General features: G+C 62.5%; 12 protein-coding genes and 1 tRNA gene. 7 read left to right on the plus strand and 6 right to left on the minus strand.

The window, feature by feature from the left end:
- Positions 1-58 precede the first annotated feature (58 nt).
- The 6 genes from AACH32_RS16230 to AACH32_RS16255 all read right to left on the minus strand — a co-directional run bounded on the left by AACH32_RS16230 (position 59) and on the right by AACH32_RS16255 (position 7,983).
- Entirely contained in the window at positions 59-1,078 is a 1,020-nt protein-coding gene (locus tag AACH32_RS16230) for a glycosyltransferase family 2 protein (protein ID WP_338601749.1), read from the minus strand.
- Between the two features lie 9 nt (positions 1,079-1,087).
- Positions 1,088-2,326 (minus strand): hypothetical protein, encoded by a 1,239-nt coding sequence (locus tag AACH32_RS16235; RefSeq protein ID WP_338601751.1) that lies wholly within the window; start codon positions 2,324-2,326, stop codon positions 1,088-1,090.
- A gap of 601 nt (positions 2,327-2,927) precedes the next feature.
- The gene (locus AACH32_RS16240) at positions 2,928-3,296 is read right to left on the minus strand and encodes a hypothetical protein (protein WP_338601753.1); all 369 of its coding nucleotides are present in this window, start codon (positions 3,294-3,296) and stop codon (positions 2,928-2,930) included.
- Positions 3,293-5,476, minus strand: a complete 2,184-nt coding sequence (locus tag AACH32_RS16245; RefSeq protein WP_338601756.1) for a bi-domain-containing oxidoreductase — start codon at positions 5,474-5,476, stop codon at positions 3,293-3,295. Before AACH32_RS16245 ends, AACH32_RS16240 begins: the two co-directional genes overlap by 4 nt.
- Positions 5,477-5,625: 149 nt before the next feature.
- A complete protein-coding gene (gene asnB, locus AACH32_RS16250) occupies positions 5,626-7,521 on the minus strand; it encodes an asparagine synthase (glutamine-hydrolyzing) (RefSeq protein WP_338601759.1) in 1,896 nt (631 codons plus the stop codon).
- 385 nt (positions 7,522-7,906) lie between these two features.
- A tRNA-Arg gene (locus tag AACH32_RS16255) sits at positions 7,907-7,983 on the minus strand.
- 807 nt (positions 7,984-8,790) lie between these two features.
- On the opposite strand from AACH32_RS16255, the gene AACH32_RS16260 reads away from it, so the two are divergent.
- The 7 genes from AACH32_RS16260 to AACH32_RS16290 all read left to right on the plus strand — a co-directional run bounded on the left by AACH32_RS16260 (position 8,791) and on the right by AACH32_RS16290 (position 20,870).
- On the plus strand, positions 8,791-15,141 hold the full coding sequence (locus AACH32_RS16260; RefSeq protein ID WP_338601761.1) for an autotransporter domain-containing protein: 6,351 nt from the start codon (positions 8,791-8,793) through the stop codon (positions 15,139-15,141).
- A 364-nt stretch (positions 15,142-15,505) separates the two neighbouring features.
- Positions 15,506-16,648 carry an alanine racemase gene (gene alr, locus AACH32_RS16265; protein WP_338601763.1) on the plus strand — a complete coding sequence of 381 codons (1,143 nt, stop codon included), beginning with the start codon at positions 15,506-15,508 and terminating at the stop codon, positions 16,646-16,648.
- A gap of 57 nt (positions 16,649-16,705) precedes the next feature.
- The gene (locus AACH32_RS16270) at positions 16,706-16,879 is read left to right on the plus strand and encodes a hypothetical protein (protein WP_338601766.1); all 174 of its coding nucleotides are present in this window, start codon (positions 16,706-16,708) and stop codon (positions 16,877-16,879) included.
- The gene (gene argS / locus AACH32_RS16275) at positions 16,876-18,546 is read left to right on the plus strand and encodes an arginine--tRNA ligase (protein ID WP_338601769.1); all 1,671 of its coding nucleotides are present in this window, start codon (positions 16,876-16,878) and stop codon (positions 18,544-18,546) included. The genes AACH32_RS16270 and argS overlap by 4 nt, the downstream gene beginning before the upstream one ends.
- Before the next feature lie 5 nt (positions 18,547-18,551).
- Complete coding sequence (locus AACH32_RS16280; RefSeq protein WP_338601772.1) at positions 18,552-19,310, plus strand: SPOR domain-containing protein; 759 nt, start codon at positions 18,552-18,554, stop codon at positions 19,308-19,310.
- 90 nt (positions 19,311-19,400) lie between these two features.
- Positions 19,401-20,270: a formylglycine-generating enzyme family protein gene (locus AACH32_RS16285; RefSeq protein ID WP_338601774.1), complete on the plus strand. Its 870-nt coding sequence runs from the start codon at positions 19,401-19,403 to the stop codon at positions 20,268-20,270.
- A 147-nt stretch (positions 20,271-20,417) separates the two neighbouring features.
- Positions 20,418-20,870, plus strand: coding sequence for an N-acetyltransferase (locus AACH32_RS16290; RefSeq protein WP_338601777.1), 453 nt, complete (start codon positions 20,418-20,420; stop codon positions 20,868-20,870).
- Position 20,871: the final 1 nt, after the last annotated feature.

Consider the following 20,871-nt stretch of genomic DNA (forward strand, 5'->3'; position numbering starts at 1 on the left):
ACTCTTTGTGAGAGTGGCAGTTATTAGAAGCCGGCGCGCCGCCCTGGCGACAAGACCATTAATCCTCTCGATTAAAAAAAATTTCCTTTGCAGGCGCGGATGAAGGGGGCCGGCCCTGCCTGTAGGCCGCCATCCAGGATGAAGATAGGATTTCTTTGAACTGACAGAAGCATATCGAAAAGCCCATCAACACTAAAGCAAAGAGCATCAGGAAAAGCGCCACCAATCCGAGGTAGATGGCCACGTCGCCGATAATCAGGTTGATGACCGCCCACCCTAAAAAGAAAATGCTGGCCAAAAAACAACACAGGGCCATCCAGGCAAAATTCCTGATGGGATTGGCTATGGCCACGAACCGAAGGTGAGTGTTAATGGTTTTCATGATTTTGGTGGACGATTTGTGGCGCGTCCGGCCGGGAGCTTTCGCGGGGCTGGGCGCCCAGGTAATGGTCGCGGGAATCTCGGAGATGCGAAAACCCAAGGCCGAGAGTTTCAACAACACCTCCAAATGAAACTCCTTGCCGTTCTCATTGGTGACCAGCGGCTGGATAACCTCCCGCCGATAGGCTCGGGTCATGCCCGTGTTCATGGATATCTCGGGCAGGAAGACCTTCCTGATAATCCAGTTGCCCACGATGGTCAACAGCACCCTGTGCCGGGGCACATTGACCAAGCCGCCTCCGGGAAGGTGAACCGAAGCCACCACGCAATGCAGGGCCGGATCGGCACAGATCGCATCGTAGAGCTCTCGCACGATGTCCCTGCCCCAAGATCCGTCGGCCTCGGTGGTCACGATGATCTTGCCCCTGGCAGCGTCAATCCCCGTTTTTATGGCCCGGCCTCTCCCGTGGTTCCAAGGCAGAGACATGAGCCTTATTCTGGGGCATCCCAGTTTACTAATCGTCTCCCGGGCAATTTGCAGGGAGCCGTCCACCGAGCCGTCGTTGACCAGTATGAATTCCCAATCATCGCCGAACTGTTGGTCCAGGGTGTCCGCCATCTGGCGGATCACCCGCGCCAATACGGCTTCATTGTTGAAAAAGGGGGACACGACGCTCAGGCTGGGCTCTGCAGGCATTACCATTCCTTATAGCTCAAAATTCTTCTCAATTATAAGGCGCCCGGATTCATTCAATTCCTGGATTTCCCGCCCCGGCCTTGCCGGCTCAAACCAGGATGGGCCCATGTCCTGCCACTGAAAGTACCTTGATGACCCCATATGGATGGCGGAGAACTTGTCATCACAACCCAGGCTTACCGCCTTATCCCCACCATCGAGGGTGATCGCGTCGCTGATGCGCACATAGTCATCGCCAAATTGCACCCGCCGTCGCAAGCTGAGGGGCGCGGCTTTCGCCTTGGTCACCAGAGCCGCAACCAGACATTTTTTTACCCAGTACCCGAGCCGGCGGAAACGGCCCGGGCCCAGGTTGAACAAGCGGAAGGCCAGGAAAAGCGTCGGGCTCATCAGCTTTTGCTTTAAAAAGCTGAACCGAGTCTCCACGACGAACTCATCGCCATCGCGTTCGACCGGCGGGGACAGTTGCAAGGTCTGGCTGGTGGCGATGAGACCGTGGGCCAGCTTCACCCAATAGCCGCAATCCGAATAATAAGAGCCGTCTTTTCCAAAAACCTTCAGCACCCCGCCTTTGGAGGTTCCCAGCACGGCATAGTAGCGCTGGGTGCCGCGCATGTGGAGCCCCGCCCGGGGGAAATCCCATTGCCCCGCTTGCTGAAAGGGCAGTTGAACCGCCGGCTGGAGGTCCGCATCGGCATTGGCCGCGGCAAAAAGATAGTTGTTGAGCATGGGGAACAAGTTGAAGGCGTCCACGGCCGCAAGGCCGGCCGCCGCCTGCCGCCTTAGGCAATCGCGCATGAAGGCCGCGATGGCTTTGCCGCTTTCACAGACATTAGACAGTATTTCAAAGGCCGCGGGAAAGAAAAATTCGGTGTTTCGGCTGCCGTACTCGCCGCCCAAGGACCCGTTTGGATGGATGCAATGAGCCAAAAAGCGGTTGGCCTTGACTAGACTCTCCAGCAGCTGGGCGTCACCGGTCAGTTGCCAGATGCGGGCCAGGTAGAAGGTGCCGTGGGTCTGGTAGCCGGGATCGGCCCCGCCGTATTCCTCGTACCAACCCTCTTCGGACTGGTGGCGAAATATCCTGGCCAGGAAGTGCCGGGCACGATCGGCATGGCGCGCATCATTGCTGTTGAGGTGGATCACGGTCATGGCCGCCGCGGCGGCCGCCAAATGGTTGGACAACACCCCGTGGCTCTCGTCGTTGGCGATCAGCCAGTCGCCGCACCTGGCCAGGGTGTCGCGCAAGCTCCGCACTTGTTCCTCGGGCAGGTGGCCCGCCAAGAGCGAAAGGGCCTCGCCAACGTAAAAGGCCGTGAAAGCGGTGGCGGCCAAGCTGTGCTCGTGGGGGTAGGCCTCGTTGTAGGAACCGTCCGCACACTGGATTGACTGCCAATAGCGCATCACCGCGCCGGCGCGCCGGAGAGCCTTGGGGTTTTGGTAAAAGGGGTTGTCCGGCCAGGGGCTGGTGTAAAGGCTCGCCAGCGCATAGGCGGCTTCCTGAAAACGAGCTCCGGGGAAATCGGTGAATTTCCAGGCCCAATAGGTACGATCGCAACAGCCGTATGACTTGGAAAATGGCTCCCAATCGCCCCTTGAAAAAACTCGGGGCAATTGTCGCCACACCTGCTCCAGGTATATGTGGGAGGCTCCCTGGTTCATGGCTTTTGCACTTGGATATAAATCATGAGCCCGCCCAGCCGGTCCACCAACTTGCGCAGCCAAGCGGGCGCCCATCCCGCCCCGGCCGCAAAGCGCCAGGGGATCCCAAGGGGTTGTCTTCCCAAAAAGCGCGGACAGCTTTGATGTCGGGGCAGGCAGAGCTCATGGGACCACTTTCAGCGCCTAGCTAACGGGAAACCAGGTATCCGCCCAAAAGAACCAGCACCATGCCGAGCGCGTGGTGTACGGGTATCTTCTCTCCGAGCAACAACGCGCTCATGCCGGTTATGATCAGAATGTTGAAGGCCATGGACAAGGGGAAATATTGGTGCACTTTTACATTGGGCAGGCAAGCCAGCATGATGCCAAAGCCCACGACGTAGGCGGCCAGCCCGGCCCAGAAGCCGTAACCACTGATCAGGCTCAGGAGGGTGGGTATTACGCCGTGGCCTTCCTGCCAAACCGCCAAAGCGCGCACCGTGGCATTTTTGAAGAAGTAAACGCCGGTTGCCAGAAAAACCGCCACCCCCAAGCTGCCGCCGACCAGGTAAATCATGCGTCTTCCGCCAATAAAGTTTCCAAATCGCCGACTTGGGCCGCGGCGCCGGTTCGTAGGGATTCCCTGATGGCAAAGGTCGCCAACGTGGTCGCCACCTGGGATTGCAAGGAGATGGGGGAGAGCCCCGTCTTTATCCCGTCCACATAGGCGGCCATCTCCTGCTCAAAGCCCTTGTCGGATTGCAGCCGGCACTTCTTGTTGATTTTGCGACCCTGGCCACTGATGCCCAGGGAGCGCCAGTTGTCTATGACTCCGGCCATACCCCCGCCGAATACCTCCAGGCGCTCTTTGGAAAAACCGGGATCGCCCACGGAGGTGTAGGTGATCACGCCGATGGACCCATCGGCGAACTGAAGTTGGGCTATTAGGTTGTCCGGGTCCGCCGGCTTGGCCACGTCCCGCCCCAGCGAGGTCGCCAAGGCCGCAACCGGGTCGGCGCCGCAAAGGTACTGCATCAGGTCCACGAAATGGCACACCTCGCCGATTATGCGGCCGCCGCCGACCTCCGAATCCTGGTGCCAATGTTCCGCGGGAATGGGCCCGGCGTTGACGCGATAATTCATGACCAGCGTTTTCCCCTCCATCTCCCGGCGCAGCGCCTGGGAGAGACCTGAAAAACGCCGATTGAACCCGGTAAGCACAAAGCCCGGGTTCTCCAGCGAGGCCTTGACCACGCCTCGCAGCTCATCCTTGTTGAGAGCCAGGGGTTTTTCCACAAAGCAGGACCGGCCGGAGTTCAACACCGTGGTTACGATCTCGGCGTGGGTATCGTGCCGGGTGGCCACAATCAATCCGTGGAGGTCTTGCTCAGCCAGCAGATCCTTGTAATCCGAAGAGATGGTCTCGGCCCGGTAGCGTTGGGCGACATTGCGGGCGGTCAGGCCGCTGCCGGTGGCGACGCCTTTGATCCGCACCCCGGGCACTTTTTTCAAGGCCGGCAGGAGGAGGCCTTGGGCGAACTGCCCCGCCCCTATAACGCTCACGGCGATTTGGGCGTCACCCTTGGGCGGCGCGGGCGGCGCCATGGCCACCTTGGCCGGCTGGGGACGATCCTTGTCGTACTGCAATACGATCCCGATATAGGGCTCCCGCTTTTTTCCCAGCAGCAAGGCATAGCCGTCCATGGCCTGCTCTATGGGAAAGCGGTGGGTGGTCAAGGCGTCCAGGTTTATTTTGCCCGCGGCCACCAGATCCAGAAAGGACTGCATGTTGCGGTTTTCGGTCCAGCGCACGTACCCGATGGGATAGTCCACCCCGTGCTCTTCATAAAGGGGATCGTACCGGCCCGGCCCATAGGAGCGTGACTGCATGAGCACGAGCTCTTTTTCATAGTACTCACGCCGGGGAACCTTGTGCCCGACATCTCCCACCGCCACCACCCGAGCCCGGTCCCTGGCTATTTCGGCCGCGGTGGCCAGCGGTTCACTGCTTTTGGTGCCGGCCGCGACTATCACCGCGTCCGCGCCCTTGGAGCGGGTGAAGGCCATTACCTCGGCTTGCAAGTTGGCATCGTCGGCAATGGCGCCGGCATCCGCGCCGTTGGAGCGGGCCAGGGACACCTTGGCCGGGTCCGTATCGATACCGAACACCCGGCACCCGGCCGCGCTGCAAATCTGGGCGATGATCTGTCCCACCAGTCCCAGGCCGATAACGGCCACGCTCTCCCCGAAGGAAGGCGAGGCCTGGCGCACGCAATGCAACGCTATGGCCCCGACGGTGACATAGGACGCCTGCTCGTAGGTCACCTGTTCCGGGATAGGCACCACCAGGTTTCTGGGGACGTAGACCATTTCAGCATGGTTGGCGTAGCCAAGGCCGGCGCACGCCACCCTCTGGCCCGGAGCGATGTCGGTCACCTTGCCGCCCGCTTGCCTCACCACCCCAGCGCAGCTATAGCCCAAGGGCAGCGGGGCGGAGACCAGGTTGCCAACTATGCGCACCGTGCCCAGCAGACCCTCTTGGCCGGCCTTGGCCAAAACTTTTTTTACCAGATCCGGCCTGGCCCTGGCCTTTTGCAAGGGGTTCATTTTGGCCAGCTCGACCGCGGCCTTTTCGGTTCCCCCGCTGATCAGCGAAGCGACGTTCTGTACGACAACTCCGCCGGGCTGAAGCCGGGGAGGAGGCACTTCGGTTATGGACATCTCGCCTGTTTTGAAATTTTGCAGAACGGCTTTCATACGATCTCGCTACGTCTTTCGGCCGACAAGCTTAGCCAGTATTGCTTGGATGGTTAATATACATCGTTAATCCGGCAGTTACACGACAAACCCTAGTTGAGCCATCCAACTTGGCGGCTTTTGTGGACCAATGCGGAAAAAAGGCGGTTTTATGCGCCCAAGAACTTTTCGCGCCACATTTCAAACATCAAAAGGGAGAAAAGCTGTTTGCTCGCCAGAACGCCGTGCCCGGCGGACAGACGTCTGAGCCTGGCGACTTCGTTGGGATTGAATATGCCCGCCCTGCCTATGCGCTCTTCGCTCAGATAATCGCCAATCAGGCTCTTTAGCGGCTCTTGGGAGAGGTATTGCTCCAAGGGGATATAAAAGGGGATCTTTTTCTTAGAAGCCATTTCAGGATGAGCATTAGCCTTCAGCCAACGGCGCAAAATCACCTTGTTGGAAAACAGGGTCAGCTTTTGGCGGGGGGGAAGACTCAACAAAAACTCCACAAGGACATGATCCATGAAGGGCACCCTGCCTTCGAGGGAGTGGGCCATCGTCAGCTTGTCCAGTTTGCATAGAATGTCATCCGGCAGCCAATGATCGAATTGAAGCGCCAAGAGTTCGCTCAGGCTGAGCCGCTTGAGTCTCGCCTTTTCCACGGGCAGCGATTCATCTTCCAACAACTTCAGTGTGTCCGGCCGCAGCAGGCGCAGCTTGTCGGCTCGGGTGAAAAGGGCGATTACTTTCGTATAGTGTTCCTTGGGGCCGGCATTTTTAAACGAGCTTAATAATTCCAATAGACGTAATTTTCCAGACTCGCCCAGGTCGCCGGGATAGTCGAACAGCAGGTTCAGGAATTTGGCCGGCATGGCGCCGGCCAGGGCCATAACCCCTCCCTTGTGCAACAGGCCGGGCACAAAACGCGAGTACAGGTCGGCCCAGCGCACCACCTTGTGCATGAAATAGCCCCCCAGCATTTCATCGGCGCCCTCACCGCTCTGCACTACCGTAACCTCTTGGGAAGCCGCCCTGGCCAACAGGTACATCGGCAGAACGATGGCGTCACCCAGGGGCTCGTCAAGATGCCAGGCTATCTCCGGCAACAAAGCGGTGTCTTGGGGGCGGCACAAAACTTCGTGATGTTCGAAACCCAACTTTCTGGCCGTGGCGGCCGCGGCGGACAGCTCGTCACCCTTCCAGCCGAAGCCCACGGAAAAGGTTTTCATGGGTTTGTCAAAATTGCGGCGCACCGAAGCGGCGATGGCGGTGGAGTCCAGCCCTCCGCTCAAGAAAAGGCCAACCGGCCTTTCGCTTATCATCCTGATGCGAGTGGCCTCGTTGAACAACTCGCCGAACCTGTCCAAGGCCTCGCCATCGGACATTTCGGATGATTCGGCAACCGGCGGGGTCCAGTAGCGTTTGAACTGGATGTTGCCGTTTTTATAATACATGTAGTTGGCGGCGGGGAATTTTTTGACCCCGTGCAAGAGACAATCGGGGCCCGGCACGTAACGCAGGGTAAGGTATGAATCCAAAGAAGCATGGTTCAAGGAACGAGGCACGGCGGGATGCCTCAGCAAGGCCTTGATCTCGGAGGCCGCAACGAATAATCCATTATTATAATAATAATATAAAGGCTTTATCCCCATGCGGTCTCGAGCGACAAACAGAATGCCCTCGACCGTATCCAAAATGGCCAAGGCAAACATGCCCCGCAAATATTGCAGACAATCGATTCCAAGGCGCTCATACAGGTGCAAAACGACTTCCGTATCGGAATTGCTTTGAAAGACTGCGCCCTGCTCTTTCAACGCCCGTTGGATGTCTTGGTAATTATAAATTTCGCCGTTATAAACAATGGCATAACGGCCGTCAGGGCTGAACTGTGGCTGCTGGCCCTTGTTAATATCAATAATGGAGAGGCGCCTCATCCCCAAAGAAAACGTTTTGTGAGTGTAAACACCGGAATCATCCGGCCCGCGATGCATTATTATGTCCAGCATCGGCGCCAGGCGTTCTCCACCATTTATATCGCCGGCAATTGTTATGATTCCGCACATTTTTTCGTCTGTGTAAGAGCCATTGCGCCTGAAAATGGTCCCAGTTCCACACCGCCAACTGGAGGCGATCCTCAAAGAGTATAGCAAATGGGATGGCCCCCAGTCGGAGGACGGCGCGGGTGAGCATTTGAAAGCCGGGGATGACCTCCGGTTTGAAGGCATCGACAAGCTTTTCATAGGCCATGCCCGAGGGACGCACGGTCAGTTCTTCGGTGGTGATGAGCCCGCCCCCCCTTGGCCTTCTGCAGGTAATAGTCGATTTGCCGGCCGCTCACGCTGCGAACCAGATCGCGTCTGCCCACGAGGCCCTGACAGCGCCAAGCCTGAAAAGGGGAGGCAGGTGACAGGAAAGGGTTTAGCCGGTTCGGCTAGCCCCTTGATCTTTTGGCACGCCAGGAGGGACTCGAACCCCCGACCGGTGGCTTAGAAGGCCACTGCTCTATCCACCTGAGCTACTGGCGCGTGCTTAGTCTGCCTATTCTATCCAATGGGCGCTCCCTGTAAAGCCCCGGCTTGCCGAACCGGGGCCGGGATAGGGATTTGGACCGGGAGGCAAAGCAGGCCGCACATGACCCCGGGCGGCGCCCAATCCCGACAGCCTGGTAAGTATGGGCCAAACCGCCCCGCGCACCCCGTTGCCTTTAAAGGCGGGGCGGCCGGGGTGGCCCGGGCCTGGGGGGGGGCCTGCCATCTAACCATAGATACGCGCATGAGCCGCCTGGGGGGCGCCCCCACGCAAAGCGCCGCCGGTTTCAGCCAAATAAATTTACTCTCTTTTCCGCCTGTTACCCATAAGCTGCGATTAATTACCCAGAGGCGAACCTGTAAATAAGTTTTTCAGTACGCCTGTATCGTTTATTGACACATCAAATACTCGCGACGCTTAACTGTAACAAGTTCCTATTTGTTGTAAATTATCGTTTACACCTATCGGACTTGCCGATATTTTTTTTAATTAAAATCAATTGTTTTACGATGTGTTTTATTTATATTTATCATTTTTTTAATCAACGCTTTTAATTTTTCCCATATCCATTGACATGGATTGCGCAAGTCTATATATGATATTTCACATCCTGCCTATGAGAGTTAATTTATTCTGGTTTATCGGATTTGTGTAATTGAGAGTACTCCCCTTGCTCCCTCCCCTCTGGCAGTTTGGGCGTCATAGTTGCCCCTTGAAAAGCGGCCTTATCGAAATCTACAACTGAACATCCTCGGCTGTTGCCGGCCTGCCCTGGTCCATCAACGTCCACTTGGGAGACTAGTATGCCTAGTAGGGTCAAGCTGGTTAGCACAGTTCTATTCCTATTCCTCTTAATGTTTTCTCCCTCTGCTTCTTTTGCAGACAACTACGAAGTTGACAGCACTGTAAGCAGCGTTGTCGGCACGGAAAATGCCGACACCGTAAACGTAAACACGCCATCAGGGGTGGTCACCAACCAGGTGCAAACCAGGGGTGGTGACGACACTATCAACAACTATAATCAAGTCGGCAGCTACATAGACGGTGGCGACGGCGCCGACACGATCACCAACTCGGGCAGCGTAGGTGCCTATGTCACCGGCGGCGTCAACAGCAATGGCGTGACCAGCGGCGGCAACACCATCAGCAACACCTCCACCGGCACCGTGGCCAGCGACGTGGTCGGTTCGGACAACCGCGGGACTTCCAGCAGCGGCGGCGAAAACCAGATATCCAACGCCGGCAGCATCTCCGGCAACGTATTTGGCAGCAAGAACACCGGCGCCGATTCCAGCGGCGGAACCAACACCATCGACAACCAGGGCAGCGTCGGCGGCGCCATCACCGGCTCGCACAACCAAAGCGCGGGAACCAGCGGTGGCGATAACACGGTGAACAACTCCGGCACCGTCTCCTCCAGCGTTTACGGCAGCCGCAACTCCGGCCTGGGCGCCGAAGGCGGCGGCAACGAGGTTACCAACGAGGAAACCGGCCAGATCAACGGCAACATGATCGGCTCGGACAACACCAACACCGGCAACATCGGCGGCGGCAACACCGTCAGCAACCTCGGCACCGTGAACATGACGGTGGCGGGCAGCAGCAACTTCGGCGAGAATTCCAGCGGCGGCGGCAACCAGGTAAGCAACGGCTCCACCACCGTTACCGGTTCGGCGGCCACCGTCAAAGACGCCCTGATGGGCTCGCTGAACCAGGGGAGCGGCGCCAGCGGCGGCAGCAACACCGTGGACAACTACGGCGTGGTGAATTCCAGCACCTACGGCAGCCGCAACGCGGGCCAGGACAGCAGCGGCGGCGACAACACCGTCACCAACCATGAGGGCGGCACCATCAACGGCCATCTGGTGGGCACGGAAAACAGCGGTTCCGGAAGCGCGGGCGGCGGGAACACCCTAGGCAACTCCGGTACGGTGAACCAGTTCGTCTACGGCAGCCTCAACTCGGGGCAGGACTCCCTCGGCGGCACCAACACCATCAACAACAACAGCACCGGCCTGGTCAAGGGCGACCTGATCGGCACCCAGAACCAGGGCTCCGGCAGCAGCGGCGGCGAGAACCAGATCACCAACGACGGCAGCATCCAGGGCAGCGTCTACGGCAACCTCAACTCCGGCTACGACAGCAGCGGCGGCTTCAACGAGATCGCCAACAACTCCGGCGCCACCGTGACCGGCGACGTCCTTGGCGCGGACAACCGCGGCGAGCTCAGCAGCGGCGGCGACAACCAGATAACCAACGCCGGCACCATCTCGGGCAACGTATACGGCAGCAAGAACACCGGCCCCGGCTCCAGCGGCGAAAACAACACCATCGCCAACAAGACCGGCGGTACCGTCAAGGGCAGCATCTACGGCTCTTACAACGACGCCCAGGGAGTCAGCGGCGGAGCCAACGATATAGGCAACACCGGCAGCGTCGAGGGCAGCATCGTGGGCAGTATGAACACGGCCCAGGGCGCCAACGGCGGATCCAACACCATCAACAACGGCACCCTAGGCGTCGGGACCGTGGATACCGATGTCATCGGCTCGGTCAACCAGACCCAGGACACCAGCGGCGGCTCCAACATCATCAATAACGCCGGCACCGTGGGCGGCAAGATGGTCGGCAGCCTCAACTCCGGCTTCGACAGCGTAGGCGGCAACAACACCATCACCAACCGGGCCTTCGGCACGGTGGAAGGCGATGTGGTGGGCTCGCTGAACATGGGCAACGGTTCCAGCGGCGGCAGCAACACCATCACCAACCAGACCCTGGCCACCGTCAAGGGCAACGTGATCGGCGCGCAAAACAGCGAGGCCGGGGCCAGCGGCGGCTCCAACACCATCACCAACCAGGGCACCGTCGAAGGCGACGTGATCGGCTCCGAAAACAGCAATGCCAACACCAGCGGCGGCTCCAACACCATCAACAACGCCGGCGAGGTGCAGGGCACCATCATCGGCAGCCGCAACTCGGGTAACGGCTCCACCAGCACCCCCAACACCATCAACAATCAGCTCGGCGGCAGCGCGGGCTACATCGTGGGCACGGACAACGTCGCTTCCAACGTGAGCGGCGGCGGAAACACCATCAACAACCGGGGCACCGTCACCAACGACATGATCGGCAGCCGCAACTCGGGCGAGGGCGCCAGCGGCGGATCCAACACCATCACCAACCGGACCTTCAGCACCGTCGAAGGCGACGTGATCGGCTCGCTCAACAGCGGTACGGCCAGCAGCGGCGGCTCCAACACCATCACCAACCAAACCCTGGGCACCGTCGAAGGCGACGTGATCGGCTCGCTCAACAGCGGCGAAAACTCCAGCGGCGGCGGCAACACCATCAACAACGCCGGCGAGGTGCAGGGCACCATCATCGGCAGCCGCAACTCGGGTAACGGCTCCACCAGCACCCCCAACACCATCAACAATCAGCTCGGCGGCAGCGCGGGCTACATCGTGGGCACGGACAACGTCGCTTCCAACGTGAGCGGCGGCGGAAACACCATCAACAACTGGAGCACCGTCACCAACGACATGATCGGCAGCCGCAACTCGGGCGAGGGCGCCAGCGGCGGATCCAACACCCTCACCAACCGGACCTTCAGCACCGTCGAAGGCGACGTGATCGGCTCGCTCAACAGCGGCGAAAACTCCAGCGGCGGCAGCAACACCATCAACAACCAAACCCTGGGCACCGTCGAAGGCGAGGTGATCGGCTCCGTCAACATCGGCGAAAACTCCAGCGGCGGATCCAACACCATACGCAACCAGACCGGCGGTACCGTCAAGGGCAGCATCTACGGCTCTTACAACTACGCCCAGGAAGTCAGCGGCGGCGCCAACGATATAGGCAACACCGGCAGCGTCGAGGGCAGCATCGTGGGCAGTATGAACACGGCCCAGGGCGCCAACGGCGGCTCCAACACCATTAACAACGGGACCCTGGGCATCGTCGAAGGCGACGTGGTCGGCTCCGTCAACAGCGGTACGGCCAGCAACGGCGGCTCCAACACCATTAACAACGGGACCCTGGGCATCGTCGAAGGCGACGTGGTCGGCTCCATCAACAGCGGTACGGCCAGCAACGGCGGCTCCAACACCATCACCAACGAGGGCTTGGCCGTCGTCGAAGGCGATGTGATCGGCTCGCTCAACAGCGGCGAAAACTCCAGCGGCGGCAGCAACACCATCAACAACTATGGCGCCGCGCTGAGCGACGTGGTAGGCAGCCGCAACTCCGGTGATGACGCCACCAGCGGCTCCAACATCCTGACCAACGGGAATGGAACGGATCCGGCCACGATCGCCGGGAACTTGATCGGCACCCAGAACAGCGGCGTCGGCTCCAGCGGCGGCAGCAACCAGATAACCAACAACAGCATCGTCCTGGGCAACATCATCGGCAGCGAAAACTCCGGTGACGGAGCCAGCGGCGGCGACAACACCATCAACAACGATGGCGTGGCCACCCTAGACATCGCCGGATCGAACAACGCCGGCACCGGCAGCAGCGGCGGCGACAATACCATCAACCACACCGGCGCGGCCGCCTATGTCTACGGCTCGATGAACTCGGGCGAAGACAGCAGCGGCGGCGGAAACACCATCAACGCCAAAAGCAGCGTCTTGTTCGGGCTCTACGGCAGCGGCAACTCCGGCCTGAACAGCGAGGGCGGCTCCAACACCATCATCACCTCGGAAGATTTCGCGGCCACGGCCACCGGCAGCCTCAACAACGGCACCGGCAGCAGCGGCGGCGAGAACACCCTGACCAACGAGGGGACCAACACGGTGGGGCTGATCGGCAGCCACAACTCGGGCGACGTCAGCAGCGGCGGCTCCAACATCATCGCCAACAAGGCCACCGTCACCGGCGATATCCAAGGCAGCCTCAGCGATGGCGCCGGCTCCAGCGGCGGAGAGAACCGGATAACCAACACCGGCACCGTGGAAGGCAACATCTACGGCAGCGTTAACACCGGCGTTGGCAGCAGCGGCGGCTCCAACATCATCGCCAACAAGGCCACCGTCACCGGCGATATCCAAGGCAGCCTCAGCGATGGCGCCGGCTCCAGCGGCGGAGAGAACCGGATAACCAACACCGGCACCGTGGAAGGCAACATCTACGGCAGCGTTAACACCGGCGTTGGCAGCAGCGGCGGCGGAAACACCATCCTCAACAAGGGAACGGTGGGAGGCAGCATCTACGGCTCCTACAACACCGGCGCCGGCAGCACCGCCACGGGCAACTACATCTATAACTACGGCACGGTGCTCGACAGCATCTACGCCGGCATCGGCGACGACACCGTGTACCTCGCCTCCACCTCCGCGGTGACCAACTGGGTGGACGGCCAGGCCGGCTACGACACCCTGGTGTTCATCAACGGCGGGACCTTCACCGGCACCGGCGTGGCCCAGTTCATCAACTTTGAACGCGCCGAGTTCGACTACCCGGGCACCACGACGATCGCCGGGGTGCTCAACCTCTCGGACATGGACGTGTACATCAACGACGGAACCGTCCTGGTCAACGGCACCTTCATCAGCGACACCCTGACCAACTACGCCACCCTGGGCGGCTCGGGCAGGATCAACGCCGACGTGATCAACTACGGCGTCATCAGCCCGGGCAACTCCATCGGCACCCTGGCCATCAACGGCAACCTGACCTTCATGAACGGCTCCATTTACCTGTTGGAGATTGGGGCCAACGGCGCCACCGACCTGGTGGAGGTCAGCGGCAAGACCGTCATTAACAACGCCTACATCCACACCTATCTGCCTCGGGCGCTCTACGCCGACGGCACCTCCTGGCGTATCCTGACCTCCTCCGGAGGCGTCACCGGCAACTTCGCCGGCATCGTGGGCCAGCCCAACTCGGTGGTGCTGAGCCTGGCCTCGGTGAACCAGGGCGACGCCATAGACCTGGTGCTCAACCGCAAGTCCTACGGCTACTTTGCCGACACCCCCAGCGGCGCCCAGGTGGGCCGCGGCATGGACAAGCTGGTCCCCGTGGCCACCGGCAACATGGAATCCCTGTTGCTGTCCATGGACTGGGACATGAACGCCAGCCAGATCAACAACGTTCTGACCCAGCTCAACCCCGAGATGTACACCGCCTTCACCACGGCCTCCTTCGCCACGGGCAGCCTGTTCTCGGACACCATGTCCCGCCGCCTGGAGGAGATGCGCCAGCGTAAGGCCCTCAACCTGGACACTCAAAAGAGCGCCACCGGTCCGGTGCAGTTGGCCGCGGCCGAGACCGTGCCCATGGCCGGCCTGGGCCAGGGCGCGAGCTGCGACAATACCGGATGGACCCTGTGGGGCCGTGCCATGGGTCTGTGGAACAACCAGGACGCCGAGGGCGGCTATCTGGGCTTTCGCCAGAGCGGCGGCGGCGCGGCCCTGGGCGCGGACGGCCTGCTCAACAGCTGGTTCCGCCTGGGCGTGGCCGTGGGCGCCACCCGCACCGACCTCAGCTTCAGCCGCGCCAACGACAGCGGCGATCAGGAGGCCTTCCACGCCGGTCTGTACGGTCAGGCCACCTTTGGCGAAACCTACCTGCGCGCGGCGCTTTCCTACGCCCGCCTGAGCAACGACTCCAGCCGCCAGGTCACCCTGGGTTCCATCGACGACCAGGCCAAGGGCGACTTTGACGGCAACCTGTTCGGCGCGGGCCTGGAGGCCGGCTACGACTGGCGCTTTGCCCCTGACTGGCTCCTGGAGCCCATGGCCTCCCTGCAGTACCAGCGCGTCCAGCAGGACGGCTTCACCGAGAGCGGCATCGGCTGGCTGGGCTACAACATCGAAAACGACGACGACGACTCGTTCGTGTCGCGCCTGGGTGTGCGCCTTACCCGCCTGTTCAAGACCGATAACTGGGAGCTGCTGCCTCGCGTGGGCTTGGCCTGGCTCCACCAGTTCTCCGACAGCAACCCCAGCCTGACCGCCAGCTTCATCGACTACGGCGCTCAGAGCTTCTCGGTGGAAGGCGCGCCTCCCGCGGGCGACCTGGCCGAGTTCGAGGCCGGCTTCACCGCCAGCACCAATTACTGCGTGTCCTTCTTCACCGATTACCGCATTTCCTATGCCGACGATTACCAAGAGCAGATCCTGAGCGTCGGCTTGCAGTACCAATTCTAGACAACCACTAAACCTGAACCACCCCGGGGGTCGGCCGATTCGGCCGGCCCCTTTTTTTGGGGAGGACGGTCGGTGGGGTTAATCCCCTTTATGCTGGTAATTTTAAGCCCGGGCGCTATTGAGCAACGCCGAGTGTCGCTGGTGGAACCGGAGCTGGCCCGAATGGCCAAGCCCTTGATTTCTGGCACGCCATGAGGCGCTCGCCCCCCCTGGCCGGTGGCTTGGAAGGCCACAGCGCCATCCACCTGAGCTATTGGCGCGTGTTCGGTCCGACTATTCCATCCAATGGGCGCTCGCTGTGAAGCCCCGGCTTGCCAGGCGGGGTGCGGGGTGGGATAGTAGTCTTCGAAAGCGAGGAGAGGCCATGACCCGCGTGGCGCCCAGCCCCGACAACCTGGTGAGTGTGGACCTGACCGCCATCGCGGCCAACCTGAGAGCCCTGCGCGCCCTGTTGCCCCCGAAGGTGGGGGTGGCCGGGGTGGTCAAGGCCGACGCCTATGGCCACGGCATGGTGCCGGTGGCCCGGCGTCTCAAGGCGGCGGGGGCCGAGACCCTGGCCGTGGCCCTGCCGGGCGAGGGCGTGCTCTTGCGCCGGGCGGGGATCGAGGGCCCCATCCTGGTGCTCATGGGCCTCGCCCCGGGCCAGGCCCCCCTGGCCGTGGCCCACGACCTGAGCCCCTTTCTGGCCGCCTGGGAGGATTTCGCCGCCCTGAGCCAAGCCGCGCAAGACGCCGGAACCCAGGCCACCTGCCATCTGAAGGTGGACACCGGCATGAGCCGCCTGGGGGTGGAGGCGGACCAGGCTCTTGATCTCTTGGAGCGGGCGGCGGCCCTGCCCGGCCTTAAGATCCAGGGCCTGGCCAGCCATCTGGCCACCAGCGGGGTGCCGGGCGACCCCACCGCCCAAAAACAGGCCGAGATTTTCAGCTCCCTGCTTGGCGAGGCCAGGCGGCGCGGCCACGCCCTGACCGAATCCAGCCTGGAGGCCAGCGGCGGGGTTATGGCCCCTCCCCCGGCCGCGCCGGAGCCGCCGGGGCTGGCCCGGCTGGGCATCAGCCTCTACGGCGGCCTGCCCGCCCCGGAAAGCCAAGGGGCCGCGCCCCTCAAGGGGGCCATGCGCTTCACCAGCCGCCTGATGGCGGTGCGCCGGGTGCCCGCCGGGGCCGGGGTGTCCTACGGCCACATCTGGAAGGCCCCCCGCGACACCTGGCTGGGGGTGGTGGCCGCGGGCTATAGCGACGGCTACCCCCGCAGCGCCTCCAACCGGGCCCAGGTGCTGATCCGGGGCCAAGCCGCTCCCCTGCGGGGCCGGGTGTGCATGAACGCCATCATGGTGGACCTCACCGGCTTCGCCCCCCTGCCCGCGCCGGGCGAGGAGGTGGTGCTGTTGGGCCGCTCGGGCGAGCGGGAGATCACCGCAGATCAGTTGGGCGAGTGGGCGGGGACCATTTCTTATGAGATCACCTGCTCCCTGGGCGCGGCCAACCGCCGCCGCCATCGCTCTTGACCCTCCCAACCCCGCAAGGTAGCTTAGGAATGCTTTTGGCAGGGGAGGCATAGGCTAATGGCAGAGCAAAACAAGGACCCCATCAAATCGCACCAGCCCACCATGTGCGTGGTTTGCGCCTGGCGGGCGGACTGCAAAAAGAAATACAGCTACGAGCAGGGTTCGGTGATCAAATGCCCGGACTATACCCGGGACCACGCCCTGCCCGAGCCCCAAGAGGCTGATAAATGAAAAAGACCCTGGCCGCCCAACTCCTGGAGGCCCTGGAGCGGGCCTGCGCCGCCGGCGACTTGCCCGCGGTGGAGGAAGTTCCCGAGTTCGTTGTGGAAAAGACCAAGCAGGCCGAGCACGGCGATTTGGCCAGCAACCTGGCCATGCAACTGGCCCGGCCCTGCCGCCAGGCCCCGCGCAAGATCGCCGAGGTGCTGCTTAAGCACCTGGGCCAGGGCCACGGCCTGATCGAGCGCACCGAGATCGCCGGTCCCGGCTTCATCAATTTTTTCCTGAACCCGGCCGCCTGGCATGCGGTGCTGCCGGTCATCCTGGCCCAGGGACCCGACTTCGGCCGGGGCGAGTGGGGCGCGGGGGCCAAGGTGCAGGTGGAGTTCGTCAGCGCCAACCCCACCGGCCCCCTGCACGTGGGCCACGGCCGGGGCGCGGCCCTGGGCGACGCCATCGCCCGGGTGCTGGCCTTCAGCGGCTTTGAGGCCCAGCGCGAATACTATCTGAACGACGCGGGCAACCAGATGGCCACCCTGGGGCGCAGCGTGTTGGTGCGGGCCAGGCAGCTCAAAGGCTCGGACGAGCCCTTCCCGGACAACCATTACCGGGGCGAGTACATCAAGGACCTGGCCGCCGAGCTGCTGGCCATCCCCCAGGGCGCGGGCCTGCTGGAGATGGCCCAAGACGAGGCGGTGGCCCTGGCTTCCCAGTGGGCGGGGCAGAAGATTCTGGACGGCATCAAGGACGACCTGGCCGCCTTCAACGTCTCGATCGGCAGCTATTTCAGCGAAAAGAGCCTGGTCACCGACGGGGCGGTGGAGCGCGCCTTTGCCGCCCTGGAGGAAAAGGGCCTGCTTTACGAGGCCGAGGGCGCCCTGTGGTTCAAGGCCACCGAGTTCGGCGACGAGAAAGACCGGGTGGTCAAGCGCTCCAACGGCGAGATCACCTACTTCGCCAGCGACATCGCCTATCACCTGGACAAGTTCCGCCGGGGATTTTCGCGCCTGGTGGACGTGTGGGGGGCCGACCACCACGGCTACGTGCCCCGGCTCAAGGCCTCGCTGGCCGGGCTGGGCCGGGAGCCCGAGGACCTCACCGTGGTGCTGGTGCAGATGGTCAACCTGTTGCGCGGCGGTGAGCCGGTGGCCATGTCCACCCGGGCCGGCGAGTTCGTGACCCTGCGCGAGGTGGTGGACGAGGTGGGCGGCGACAGCGCCCGCTTCATCTTCCTCACCCGGCGCTCCGACGCCCAGCTGGACTTCGACCTGGAAGTGGCCAAGGCCCAGTCCATGGACAACCCGGTGTTTTACGTGCAATACGCCCACACCAGGGTCAGCGCCATCCTGCGCAAGGCCGAGGCCGAAGGCGTGGCCCTGCCCGACCCGGCAAACACGGACCTGGCCTGCCTGGAGCTGGCCACCGAGGTGGAGTTGGCCAAGCGCCTGGCCGAGTTCCCCGAATTGATCGAGGGCGCGGCCAGGGCCCTGGAGCCCCACCGCCTCACCTATTACCTGCACGAGCTGGCCGGGGCCTTCCATTCCTACTACAACGCCACCCACGTGCTGGTGGACGACCAGGGCCTCAGCGCGGCCCGTCTGGTGCTGGTGCAGGCGGTGGGCCGGGTGCTGGCCAACGGCCTGGAGCTGCTGGGCGTGAACGCGCCGGAGAAGATGTAGGGCTCGTGGTCTTCAAGCGCCCAGAACGCCGGCCCCGGCAGAGGGCCGCCCGGGAGCCAGCCTCCCCGGCCAAACGGGGTCTGGGCTGGGTGTTCGCGGGCATTCTAATCTGCTGGGCCTTTGTCCTGGGCATCCTGGTGGGCCAGGGTTCCTTGGCCACGCCAGAGCAGGTGGCCTGGGTGAAGCAGGCCCTGGGCCTGGAGCGCCTGCTGGGCTCCGAGCCCGCCCCGCCGCCCCAGCGGCTCACCGAGGCCCAGTTCTCCTTTTACGACCGGGTAAAGCAGCAACGCCAGACCGCGCCCGAGCAGCCCGCCGCCCCGAGCAAAGCCACGGCCAAGGCTCCCCCGGCTCCGGCCGCCGCCCCCAAGCCGAACGCCCCATCGGCGCCCGCCCAGGCTACGGCCACCGAGGCCAAAGCGGCGGCGGAGACCAAACCGGCGTCCGAGGGTAATGCCACCCCCAAGGCCAAACCGGCCGAGACACCCGCGCCCGCCGGCTCGGCGGCCCCCACCCAGGCCGAGGGCAAGGGCCGCTTCGCGGTGCAGGTGGCCTCCTTTTCCGAGGAAAATCAGGCCGTGAACCTGGTGCGCCGCCTGCAGGCGAGCGGCTACCGCGCCTATTCCCTCATGGTGGACGTGAAGGGGGCGGGACGCCGCTATCGGGTGCGGGTGGGGCCCTATGAGGAGCTGGACGATGCCCAGGGGGCGGCGGGCCGCATCCGTTTGCAACACAAGCTGGCCGCCTACGTCACTCGCCGGGAATGATCTTTGGTGATGGGGGCTTGCCGCCGCGGCCCGGCTATGGCAACATTGTCTCAGGCACTATACGAACCCCTGAATTCAGGTAAAGCGCCCATGCAAGCACGCTTTTTTGGCTTCCTGGCCGCCTCCTTCTTCTTAGCGGCATGTTTACTTGCCTCGGCGGGCCTCGCCGGGGCCGCCCCTGATTACTCCAACCTGCCGGCCAAGTACGCCGACCTGCCCAAAAAGGTCACCAACGAGTTGGGCATGGAGTTCGTGCTCATCCCCCCCGGCACCTTCATGATGGGCAGCCCCAAAAGCGAGCCGGGCCATCAGGAGCGGGAACAGCAGCACCAGGTCACCCTCACCCGGCCTTTTTACCTGCAAACCACCGAGGTTACCTTGGAGCAGTGGCACAAGGTTATGGGTAAGCGCTGGTTGGCCGCCCAGCGCCCCGGCGGGCCCAAGTCCCCGGTGACCCAGGTGTCCTGGTTTCAGGCCGAGCAGTTCATCTACAAGCTCAACCACTCGGGCAAGGCCAGCTACCGCCTGCCCACCGAGGCGGAGTGGGAATACGCCGCCCGGGCCGGCAGCCAAACCTCCTACCCCTGGGGCGAAGGCATCGACTGCGACCGGGCCATGTATGCCAACAACAGCCTGAAATACGACGGCTGCCAGAAGTACTACCTCTCCCGGGGTCTGTCCGCCGACGACCCGGCTCCGGTGGGAAGCTTCCCGCCCAATGCCTGGGGCATCTACGACACCGCGGGCAACGTTTGGGAGTGGGTCTCCGACTGGCTGGGGCCCTACCCCCAAGGGCCTGCGACCGACCCTCAGGGCCCGGTCAGCGGCGAGTGGCGGGTGCGCCGGGGGGGCAGTTGGTTCGGCAAGCCCCACTACCTGCGCTCGGCCAACCGCAACTTCGCCAGCCCGGCCTCCAAGTACAACACCCTGGGCTTCCGCCTGGTCAAGGAGATACCTTAGCCCGTCAGTGGCGGCGGCCCGGAGCGCACCCCAAGGCCCGGCCCGCCGCGCCCAGCCTTGCTGCGGTTGGCCGCCGTGGCGGCCGCCTTTGACCCTCAGCGCCCCTCACGTTAAAATGGGAACCTCCTCGCTAATGGAGTACGGCCCATGATCCGCAAGGCGCGGCAAGACGATGTGCGCTTCATACACAAGCTCCTGGCTCATTACGGCGGCCAAGGCGACCTGCTGGCCCGTTCCCTCACCGATCTGTACGAGTTCCTGCGCGACTTCGTGATCGCCGAGGACGACGAGGGCCAGGCGGTGGGTGCCTGCGCCCTGCATTTGTGCTGGGAAGACCTCTGCGAGATCCGCAGCCTGGCGGTGTTGCCCGAGCGGGGCGGCGAGGGCTGGGGCACCAAGCTGGTGGAGGCCTGCTGCTCCGAGGCGGTGACCCTGGGCTTCAACAAGATATTCGCCCTCACCTACCGCCCGTCCTTTTTCGCCCGTTTCGATTTCAAGCAGGTGGACAAGCAGCTTCTGCCCAACAAGATCTGGGCTGATTGCATAAACTGCGTGAAGTTTCCGGACTGCGACGAGATCGCCATGCTGCTGGAGCTATGAA

Source organism: Desulfoferula mesophila (assembly GCF_037076455.1).
GTDB classification, from domain to species: Bacteria; Desulfobacterota; Desulfarculia; order Desulfarculales; family Desulfarculaceae; genus Desulfoferula; species Desulfoferula mesophila.